At 58.5% G+C, this 9,988-nt stretch carries 11 protein-coding genes; 10 read left to right on the plus strand and 1 reads right to left on the minus strand.

From position 1 onward, the window contains the following. The 10 genes from sdhA to leuB all read left to right on the plus strand — a co-directional run. Window positions 1-1,562: succinate dehydrogenase flavoprotein subunit (sdhA, locus tag FH08_RS0133385; RefSeq protein WP_031362533.1), on the plus strand; the 1,562-nt coding region annotated here is incomplete at its 5' end. A 15-nt stretch (window positions 1,563-1,577) separates the two neighbouring features. Continuing rightward, window positions 1,578-2,282, plus strand: coding sequence for a succinate dehydrogenase iron-sulfur subunit (locus tag FH08_RS0133390; protein ID WP_031362534.1), 705 nt, complete (start codon window positions 1,578-1,580; stop codon window positions 2,280-2,282). A 14-nt stretch (window positions 2,283-2,296) separates the two neighbouring features. Further along, entirely contained in the window at window positions 2,297-2,569 is a 273-nt protein-coding gene (locus FH08_RS0133395) for a succinate dehydrogenase assembly factor 2 (RefSeq protein WP_031362535.1), read from the plus strand. 102 nt (window positions 2,570-2,671) lie between these two features. Then, window positions 2,672-3,973, plus strand: a complete 1,302-nt coding sequence (gene gltA / locus FH08_RS0133400) for a citrate synthase (RefSeq protein WP_031362536.1) — start codon at window positions 2,672-2,674, stop codon at window positions 3,971-3,973. Window positions 3,974-4,217: 244 nt separating this feature from the next. Then, entirely contained in the window at window positions 4,218-4,439 is a 222-nt protein-coding gene (locus FH08_RS0133405) for a YdcH family protein (protein WP_031362537.1), read from the plus strand. 57 nt (window positions 4,440-4,496) lie between these two features. After that, a complete protein-coding gene (gene ppk2, locus FH08_RS0133410) occupies window positions 4,497-5,597 on the plus strand; it encodes a polyphosphate kinase 2 (RefSeq protein WP_051888737.1) in 1,101 nt (366 codons plus the stop codon). A 568-nt stretch (window positions 5,598-6,165) separates the two neighbouring features. Then, the gene (gene leuC / locus FH08_RS0133415; RefSeq protein ID WP_031362539.1) at window positions 6,166-7,575 is read left to right on the plus strand and encodes a 3-isopropylmalate dehydratase large subunit; all 1,410 of its coding nucleotides are present in this window, start codon (window positions 6,166-6,168) and stop codon (window positions 7,573-7,575) included. Then, window positions 7,572-7,703, plus strand: coding sequence for an entericidin A/B family lipoprotein (locus FH08_RS49980; protein ID WP_063177216.1), 132 nt, complete (start codon window positions 7,572-7,574; stop codon window positions 7,701-7,703). Before leuC ends, FH08_RS49980 begins: the two co-directional genes overlap by 4 nt. Window positions 7,704-7,747: 44 nt before the next feature. After that, window positions 7,748-8,398: a 3-isopropylmalate dehydratase small subunit gene (gene leuD / locus FH08_RS0133425; protein ID WP_031362540.1), complete on the plus strand. Its 651-nt coding sequence runs from the start codon at window positions 7,748-7,750 to the stop codon at window positions 8,396-8,398. 53 nt (window positions 8,399-8,451) lie between these two features. Next, window positions 8,452-9,519, plus strand: coding sequence for a 3-isopropylmalate dehydrogenase (gene leuB / locus FH08_RS0133430; protein ID WP_031362541.1), 1,068 nt, complete (start codon window positions 8,452-8,454; stop codon window positions 9,517-9,519). Window positions 9,520-9,795: 276 nt separating this feature from the next. Here leuB and FH08_RS53645 read toward each other — a convergent pair. Beyond that, on the minus strand, window positions 9,796-9,988 hold a 193-nt coding region (locus FH08_RS53645; protein ID WP_235210579.1), incomplete at its 5' end, for a hypothetical protein.

A 9,988-nucleotide genomic window follows, 5' to 3' on the forward strand; every position in this document is an offset into this window, starting at 1 on the left:
ACTTCTACGACACCATCAAGGGCTCCGACTGGCTCGGCGACCAGGATGCGATCGAATTCATGTGCCGTGAAGCGCCTGGCGCTGTCTACGAACTCGAACACATGGGCATGCCGTTCGACCGCAACGCGGATGGCACGATCTATCAGCGTCCGTTTGGCGGCCACACGGCGAACTACGGTGAAAAGCCGGTGCAGCGCGCTTGCGCTGCCGCCGACCGTACCGGCCATGCGTTGCTGCACACGCTGTATCAGCAGAACGTCGCGGCCAAGACGCACTTCTTCGTCGAATGGATGGCGCTGGATCTGATCCGCGACGCCGACGGCGATGTGCTCGGCGTGACCGCGATGGAAATGGAAACGGGCGACGTCCACATTCTCGAAGGCAAGACCACGTTGTTCGCCACGGGCGGCGCGGGCCGGATCTTCGCGGCATCGACGAACGCGTTCATCAATACCGGCGACGGACTTGGCATGGCGGCCCGCTCGGGCATCGCTTTGCAGGACATGGAATTCTGGCAATTCCATCCGACTGGAGTCGCGGGTGCGGGCGTGCTGATTACGGAAGGCGTGCGCGGTGAAGGCGGGATCTTGCGTAACTCGGACGGCGAGCGCTTCATGGAACGCTATGCGCCGACGCTGAAGGATCTGGCGCCGCGCGACTTCGTTTCGCGTTCAATGGACCAGGAAATCAAGGAAGGCCGCGGCGTGGGTCCGAACAAGGACCACGTCTTGCTGGACCTGTCGCACATCGGCGCCGAGACCATCATGAAACGTCTCCCGTCGATCCGCGAGATCGCGATGAAGTTCGCGAACGTGGACTGCATCAAGGAACCGATCCCGGTCGTGCCGACCATCCATTACCAGATGGGCGGCATTCCTACGAACATTCACGGTCAGGTCGTGGGCACGCTGAAGGGCGGCTATGAAGAGCCGGTCAACGGCTTCTACGCGGTCGGCGAATGTTCGTGCGTGTCGGTGCACGGCGCGAACCGCCTGGGCACGAACTCGCTGCTGGACCTGGTGGTGTTCGGCCGCGCGGCCGGCAATCACATCATCAAGCATGCGTCGGAAATGAAGGAACACAAGCCGCTGCCGGCCGATGCCGCCGACGCCGCGCTTGAACGTCTCGCCGTGCTGGAGAGGTCGTCGTCGGGTGAATACACCCAGTCGATCGCGGGCGACATCCGCTCGACCATGCAGGCTCATGCCGGCGTGTTCCGTACGTCGAAGCTGTTGTCGGAAGGCGTGGACAAGGTCAAGGAATTGTCCGAGCGCGTGAAGCATGTGCATCTGAAGGACAAGTCGAAGGTGTTCAACACGGCGAAGGTCGAAGCGCTGGAACTCGCGAACCTGATCGAAGTGGCGCGTGCCACCATGGTCTCGGCCGAAGCGCGCAAAGAAAGCCGCGGCGCGCACGCGCAAAGCGACTTCGAAGTTCGCGACGACGAGAACTGGATGAAGCACACGCTGTGGTTCAGCGAAGGCGACAGGCTCGATTACAAGCCGGTGCATATGACGCCGCTGACGGTCGAATCGGTGCCGCCGAAAGCGCGTACCTTCTAAGGCAAAGGAATCGAAATGGCAAAGCGTACTTTTGAAATCTACCGCTACGATCCGGACAAGGACGCGGCGCCCCGCATGCAGACGTACGAGATCGAGATCGACTCGCACGAGCGCATGTTGCTGGACGCGCTGCTGAAGCTGAAGTCGGTCGATGAAACGCTGTCGTTCCGCCGCTCGTGCCGTGAAGGCGTGTGCGGTTCGGATGCAATGAACATCAACGGCAAGAACGGTCTGGCCTGCTTGCAGAACATGAACGACCTGCCGCAGAAGATCGTGCTGCGTCCGCTGCCGGGCTTGCCCGTCGTGCGCGACCTGATCTGCGATTTCACGCAGTTTTTCAACCAGTATCACTCGATCAAGCCGTACCTGATCAACGACACGCCGCCGCCCGAAAAAGAGCGTCTGCAAACGCCTGAAGAGCGCGACGAGCTCGACGGCCTATACGAGTGCATCTTGTGTGCGAGCTGCTCGACTTCCTGCCCGAGCTTCTGGTGGAACCCGGACAAGTTCGTGGGTCCAGCGGGCTTGTTGCAAGCCTATCGGTTCATTGCGGACAGTCGTGACGAAGCGACGGGTGAACGTCTGGACAACCTGGAAGATCCGTACCGTCTGTTCCGTTGCCATACCATCATGAATTGCGTCGATGTGTGCCCGAAGGGACTGAATCCTACGAAAGCTATTGGCAAGATCAAAGAATTGATGGTGCGTCGCGCTGTCTGAGAAGGACTTGTGTCATGAATGACTCCGGGCATCAGTCCGACCCTCTACGTCGCGCGCGCCTTCGCTGGCGCGCGCGACGCGGTCTGCTGGAAAACGATTTGATCTTCGAGCGTTTTTTCAGCCGATATGAGCATGACCTCAGTGACGTAGACGTTGGAGTGCTGACGCAACTGCTGGAGCTGAGCGACAACGACCTGATGGACTTGCTGCTGGCACGCAAGGAACCAGAAGGCGAACTGGCCTCGCCGGATATGACCCGCGTGCTGGAGATGCTGCGCTCTGCCTGATTTAGGACACTGAGTCCGGCCACTGAGCCAGCCCACGAGAGTCGTGCAAGAGTCGTGCGAATTATCGAAAACCTGTTTCCATACTTCGATTGAGGATGTGCTATGACCCCGTCAGATGTTAAAGCCACGCTATCGTTCAGCGACAACTCGCCGAGCGTTGAAATGCCGATCTACAAGGGCACCCAGGGCCCGGACGTAATCGACATCCGCAAGCTGTACGGCCAGACCGGCAAGTTCACGTACGATCCGGGCTTCATGTCGACGGCGGCGTGCAATTCGGCAATTACCTACATTGACGGCGATAAGGGCGAGTTGCTGTATCGCGGGTATCCGATCGAGGAACTCGCGGTCAAGGCCGACTTCATGGAGACCTGCTATGCACTGCTGCATGGCGATCTGCCGACGGTCAAGGAGAAGGAAGACTTCGTTGAAACTGTGACGAAGCACACGATGGTTCACGAGCAGATGCATTTCTTCTACCGCGGTTTCCGTCGCGATGCACACCCGATGGCGGTGCTCGTGGCAGCGGTTGGTGCATTGTCGGCGTTCTATCATGACTCGCTGAATATCAACGATCCGCGTCATCGTGAAGTGTCGGCCATTCGGATGATCGCGAAGCTGCCCACGCTGGTGGCGATGGCGTACAAGTTCACGATCGGCCAGCCGTTCGTTTATCCGAAGAACGACCTGTCGTACAGCGCGAACTTCATGCACATGATGTTCTCGAACCCGTGCGAAGAGTACAAGGTCAACGACGTGCTGGTGCGCGCGCTGGATCGTATTTTGATCTTGCATGCGGACCATGAGCAGAACGCGTCGACGTCGACTGTGCGTTTGGCTGGGTCGTCGGGTGCGAATCCGTTTGCTTGTATTGCTGCTGGGATTGCTTGTCTGTGGGGTCCGGCGCATGGTGGCGCGAACGAAGCTGCGCTGAACATGCTGGAAGAAATCGGCTCTGTCGACAACATTCCTGAGTTCATCAAGCAAGTGAAGGACAAGAACTCGGGCGTGAAGCTGATGGGCTTCGGGCATCGCGTTTATAAGAACTACGATCCACGCGCGAAGCTGATGCGTGAAACGTGCCACGAAGTGCTGGAAGAACTCGGTCTGCATGATGACCCGTTGTTCAAGCTGGCGATGGCGCTTGAAAAGATTGCGCTGGAAGATGAGTACTTTGTGTCGCGTAAGCTGTATCCCAATGTCGATTTCTATTCGGGCATTGTTCAGCGCGCGTTGGGTATTCCGACGGCGATGTTTACGTGCGTGTTTGCAATGGCTCGGACCGTGGGCTGGATCGCGCAGTGGAACGAAATGATCGCCGATCCGGAACAGAAGATTGGTCGGCCGAGGCAGTTGTTTATCGGTGAGACGCCGCGCGAAGCGAAGGCGATTGAGAAGCGGTAAGTTGCATTAAGTAGTGGTTTAGAAGGAAGCCCCGGCGGGTGTTTGCCGGGGCTTTTTGCATTGTTGGGCCTGATTGTTTCATGAACTTCAAGTTCACGTTTTGCGCTCGTCCCCAACCCCACCTGCCCAAGCCAAAACTCACGCAAACACGAGCTATATCAACATCGAACTTGTGTAGTAATGCCAAGATATGCAGGCTTACTGACCCTGCGGGCTTGCCCGCAAACCGCATGAGGAGCTACCGATGTTTCCAGAATTTCGCGATCTGATTTCCACGCTCAAGACTGAAGATGCCCACTTCGCCCGATTGTTTCAGCGTCACAACGAACTGGACCATGAGATCAAGAACATGGAGGGTGGGCCGCTACCCGCGGACGGTCGAACTATCGAAACGCTCAAGAAGGAAAAGCTGCTTTTGAAGGACAAACTCTATGTTGTCTTGAAGAAGGCCGCGACGCCGGCTTAAGCAGGCAGCGCCCTGTTAAACCTGAGAGGCGGGGCGCCTAGTTATAAGGAACAGACTTTGACATCACAGCACGACAAATCCGACGCTCGCCATTCAGCCGTGCGAAGCGTCGCTCGCGGCGACGTTCTGGAGACCAGCACCCCGCGCGCAGCACAGATCGATGAAACCGGCCGCGCTGTCCATGCGGCCAACGAGCAAATTTCGAGCACCCTGCAACACGTGTTGTCGACGGGGGCTGCGCAGGATCCGGGGACCCTGATGGACACTATCAAGACATTGATGAGCGGCCTCTCCCCGGATGAAACCACCGCTCTGCGCAGCGTCATGCTGGAAGGCGATCCGGCACTTTGGCACGCGCGCGCCTCACGTCATCCCGACGATGAATTGGCGCGCGACTGGCGTGGGGGTGGGTATCCGTATCGGAATTTGATGTCGCGTCACGCGTACGAGAAGCAGAAATATGCGCTGCAGGTCGAATTGCTGAAACTGCAGGCGTGGGTACGGGAGACCGGTCAGCGTTTGGTGATCCTGTTCGAAGGACGAGACGCTGCCGGCAAAGGCGGCGCCATCAAACGCTTTATGGAGCATATGAACCCGCGTGGCGCACGAGTCGTCGCCCTCGAAAAGCCGACCGAGTCCGAACGCGGTCAATGGTACTTCCAGCGATACGTGCAGCACTTGCCGACATCGGGCGAAATCGTGCTGTTCGATCGCTCCTGGTACAACCGCGCAGGCGTGGAACGAGTAATGGGTTTTTGCTCGGAACCCGAATACAACGACTTCATGCAGCAGGTTCCCGAGTTCGAGCGGCAACTCGTTCGAAGCGGCATGCATGTCGTCAAATTCTGGTTTTCGGTGAGCCAGGAAGAACAGCGCCGACGCTTCAAGGAACGCGAGATTCATCCGCTCAAGCAATGGAAGCTCAGTCCGGTGGATCTAGCGTCACTCAATAAGTGGAACGAATACACGGACGCCAAGGAAGCGATGTTCGCGCAAACCGATACGGCGGATTCTCCGTGGGCGGTCGTTCGCTCGGACTGCAAGAAGCGGGCGCGGCTCAATGCGATGCGCCACATTTTGCACAAGCTGCCGTATGCGAATCGGGATGTTCGCGCAATTGGAACTGTCGATCCGTTGATCGTGGGGCGGGCTTTTTAGCAGGTGTTGAGGAGATTGTTAATACAGTCGACGGGTGCCGGTGCGCAAAGCACTTGCACCCGTCTTTGCATTCAGAGGCTAGTCCCCGGGAAGGGCTTTCAAACGCAGTCATTGAGAGCCGAAATATGCCTGACAGGACAAACGCAAAGTTAGTCGAGCCGCTTTCGACCACGCCGGCTTCGGCCGCCGACCGCGTCCACCCGGACCATGTTCCTCCGTGCATCGAAAAGTGCAGCCGATGCGCCAGTGCGAGCATTCTCGAGCGGTTAGCTGCTCCAGAAGCCGCGGATACTGAATTCGAGGCGCCGCAGTCAGGCCGTTTATTCCGCGCGGCTGACTTCTCCTGATTTGCTTCTTATTTGGCTCGCGGCGCATCTAAACGGCTGATTCTTTTCTGCATTTTGAGCCAACCTCCCATCCCGGTACTCCCCATACAGGTAGCTCCACTACCACCCTAACTCACTGTTTTATATCAGTTTTTTCTTGATTGATAGCGCAATGCGCCGTCCTGCGTGGCATAATCATCAAACCAAAAAACACCCCCGCAGTCACAACACCTGAAAAGACCATGGCCCAGACTCTGTACGACAAGTTGTGGAACTCGCATGTGATTCACACCGAGGACGACGGTACGTCCATCCTCTACATTGACCGTCATTTGCTCCACGAAGTGACCAGCCCGCAAGCGTTCGAGGGGCTGAAGCTGGCCGAGCGGCCGGTGTGGCGGATCAGCGCGAACCTGGCGGTGTCGGATCACAACGTACCGACGACCGATCGTTCGCACGGCATCGCTGACCCAATCTCGAAGCTGCAAGTCGACACGCTCGACAACAACTGCGACGCCTACGGCATCACGCAGTTCAAGATGAACGACTTGCGCCAGGGAATTGTGCACATCATCGGGCCGGAACAGGGCGCGACGCTGCCGGGAATGACCATCGTGTGCGGTGACTCGCATACCTCCACGCACGGCGCGTTCGGTGCGCTGGCGCATGGCATCGGTACGTCGGAAGTCGAGCACGTGCTCGCCACGCAAACCCTGCTGCAAAAAAAGAGCAAGAACTTGCTTGTCAAGGTCGAAGGGCCGCTGCCGCGCGGTTGCACCGCGAAGGACATCGTGCTGGCGATTATCGGCAAGATCGGCACGGCCGGTGGCAATGGCTACGCCATCGAATTTGGTGGCTCGACCATTCGGGCGTTATCGATGGAAGGCCGCATGACGGTCTGCAACATGGCCATCGAAGCGGGCGCCCGGGCAGGCATGGTCGCCGTCGATGAAACCACCATCAACTACCTGAAGGATCGTCCGTACTCGCCGCATGGCGCGGAGTTCGAGCAGGCGGCAACCTATTGGCGCACCTTCACCTCCGATCCGGGCGCGAAGTTCGATCGCGTGGTGGAGCTGAATGCCGCTGAAATCGTGCCGCAAGTGACGTGGGGCACGTCGCCGGAAATGGTGACGTCCATTGACGGTCGCGTGCCGGACCCCGAGCGCGAAAAGGACCCGGTCAAGCGCGATGCGATCGAACGCGCGCTGAAATACATGGCGCTCGAACCGAACACGCCGATGCAATCGATCAAGCCGGACAAGATTTTTATCGGCTCGTGCACGAATGCGCGGATCGAAGACTTGCGCGCCGCGGCGTATGTCGTGAAGACGCTGGGCCGCCGCGTTGCGCCGAACATCCGTCTGGCCATGGTCGTGCCGGGCTCCGGTCTCGTGAAGGCGCAGGCGGAACGCGAAGGGCTCGACAAGGTGTTCCTCGACGCGGGCTTCCAGTGGCGCGAGCCGGGCTGCTCGATGTGCCTCGCGATGAACGCCGACCGGCTGGAGCCGGGCGAGCGCTGCGCATCCACGTCGAATCGCAACTTCGAAGGGCGTCAGGGTGCAGGCGGCCGGACGCATCTGGTGAGCCCGGCGATGGCTGCTGCTGCGGCTATCGAAGGTCATTTCGTCGATATCCGCGAACTGGCATGAAACGCGTCCTCATTCTGCTTTCGTTGATCGCTGTCGTTGCCGGGGCTGCGGGCTGCAATACGGTCCAGGGCTTTGGCGAAGATCTGCATCACCTCGGCAATTCGATCAGCAACGCGGCCAGCAAGTAAGCGGCTATACAGAACGGTCAAGCAAACCAAACCGGTAACGCATCATGGAAAAATTCGTCGTACATAGCGGGCTCGTGGCGCCGCTGGATCGCGATAACGTCGACACGGACGCGATCATTCCGAAGCAGTTTCTCAAGTCGATCAAGCGCACGGGTTTCGGCCCGAACGCGTTCGACGAATGGCGTTATCTCGATGTCGGCCAGCCGGGCCAGGACAACTCAAACCGGCCGCTGAATCCGGATTTCGTGCTGAACCAGCCGCGCTACAAAGGCGCATCGATCCTGCTGACACGCAAGAACTTCGGCTGCGGCAGCTCGCGTGAGCATGCGCCGTGGGCGCTTGACCAATACGGTTTCCGCGCGATCATCGCGCCGAGCTTTGCGGACATCTTCTATAACAACTGCTTCAAGAACGGCCTGCTGCCGATCGTCCTGACCGAAAGCCAGGTCGACAGGCTGTTCAACGAAACCTACGCGTTCAACGGTTTCAAGCTGACGGTCGATCTGGAACGCCAGGTTGTGCTGACCGGCGACGGCACGGAATTCCCGTTCGAAGTGCCCGGTTTCCGCAAGTTCTGCCTGCTGAACGGTTTCGACGACATCGCGCTCACGCTGCGCCACGCCGACAAGATCCATCAGTTCGAAAACGAGCGTCTCTTGAAGCAGCCGTGGCTGAATAACCGCCTCGTCGGTTGAATACGAATAACGTACGAACGTGTGCAAATAAACAAGAAAAGGAAGGAAACACCATGAAGATTGCAGTGCTGCCCGGCGATGGGATCGGTCCGGAAATCATCAAGGAAGCCGTCAAGGTCCTGAACGCGCTTGACGAAAAATTCGAGCTCGAAGAAGCGCCGGTTGGCGGCGCGGGCTACGAGGCGAGCGGACATCCGCTGCCGGAAGCAACGCTTGCGCTGGCGAAAGCATCGGATGCAATTCTGTTCGGCGCCGTGGGCGACTGGAAATACGATTCGCTCGAACGCCCGCTGCGTCCCGAGCAAGCTATTCTGGGTCTGCGAAAGCACCTGCAATTGTTCGCGAACTTCCGTCCGGCGATTTGTTATCCGCAATTGACGGCGGCTTCGTCGTTGAAACCGGAGATTGTCGCGGGACTGGATATTTTGATCATCCGCGAACTGAACGGCGATATCTATTTCGGCCAGCCGCGCGGCGTGCGTTCATCGCCGGATGGCTTGTTCGAAGGCGCGAAGGAAGGCTTCGACACCATGCGTTATTCCGAGCCGGAAGTGCGTCGGATTGCGCACGTGGCGTTTCAGGCCGCGCAAAAGCGCACGAAGAAGCTGACGAGCGTCGATAAAGCCAACGTGCTCGAAACGTCGCAATTCTGGCGTGACGTGATGATCGATGTATCGAAGGAATATGCGGATGTCGAGTTGTCGCACATGTACGTGGACAACGCGGCCATGCAACTGGTGAAGGCCCCGAAGGCGTTCGACGTGGTGGTGACGGGCAACATGTTCGGCGACATTCTTTCCGACGAAGCGGCCATGTTGACGGGTTCTATCGGCATGTTGCCGTCCGCTTCACTCGATAAGAACAACAAGGGCTTGTACGAGCCGTCGCATGGTTCGGCGCCGGATATCGCGGGCAAGGGCGTGGCGAATCCGCTGGCGACCATCCTGTCGGCCGCCATGATGCTGCGTTATTCGCTTGGCAAGGCCGAGCAGGCTGACCGGATTGAAACGGCGGTGAAGAAGGTGCTCGCGCAGGGCCTGCGTACCGGCGACATTGCGACGCCGGACGGCCGTACGGTTGGCACGAAGGAAATGGGCGACGCGGTTATCGCGGCGCTTTAAGCTTTAGCACCGGCAAAGCGCTTTTTCATCGGAAGAGTTGGCCACACGCGTCAGCGAAAAATTCCGGTGGAAAAGCGTCTCGCGGCGGACGTTTTTTCAAGATACTGACAATCGCGATATTTCATCTCGATTCGTCGCTTTTAGCGCACGAACCACGTCAAAAGGCGTGGAACGCTCGCGCGAAGGGACGAATATGCGGGTTATCGTGTAGACTCTTTTCTTATGGCGAAGATCTCTTCAATCTCTCTGGACTCGATTTCATGCGGCGGCATTAGCTCAGGCGCCCGCACGATTCGTCTCGCCATTACGCGTCTGGACACGCATCTGGGTACGGTTGTGCCGTCCAAACGCATTACGAAAACCATTTCCCTCAAAACGATCACGTTCAGCTGATCGCCCGTCGTGTCCGCCCATCTTCCCCGCGCGGTCACGCCGGCGGAGGGTCTGGGCCAAGCGGGGAAATGTCCAC

It is taken from the genome of Caballeronia sordidicola (assembly GCF_000729995.1).
In the GTDB taxonomy this organism is placed as follows: domain Bacteria; phylum Pseudomonadota; class Gammaproteobacteria; order Burkholderiales; family Burkholderiaceae; genus Caballeronia; species Caballeronia sordidicola_A.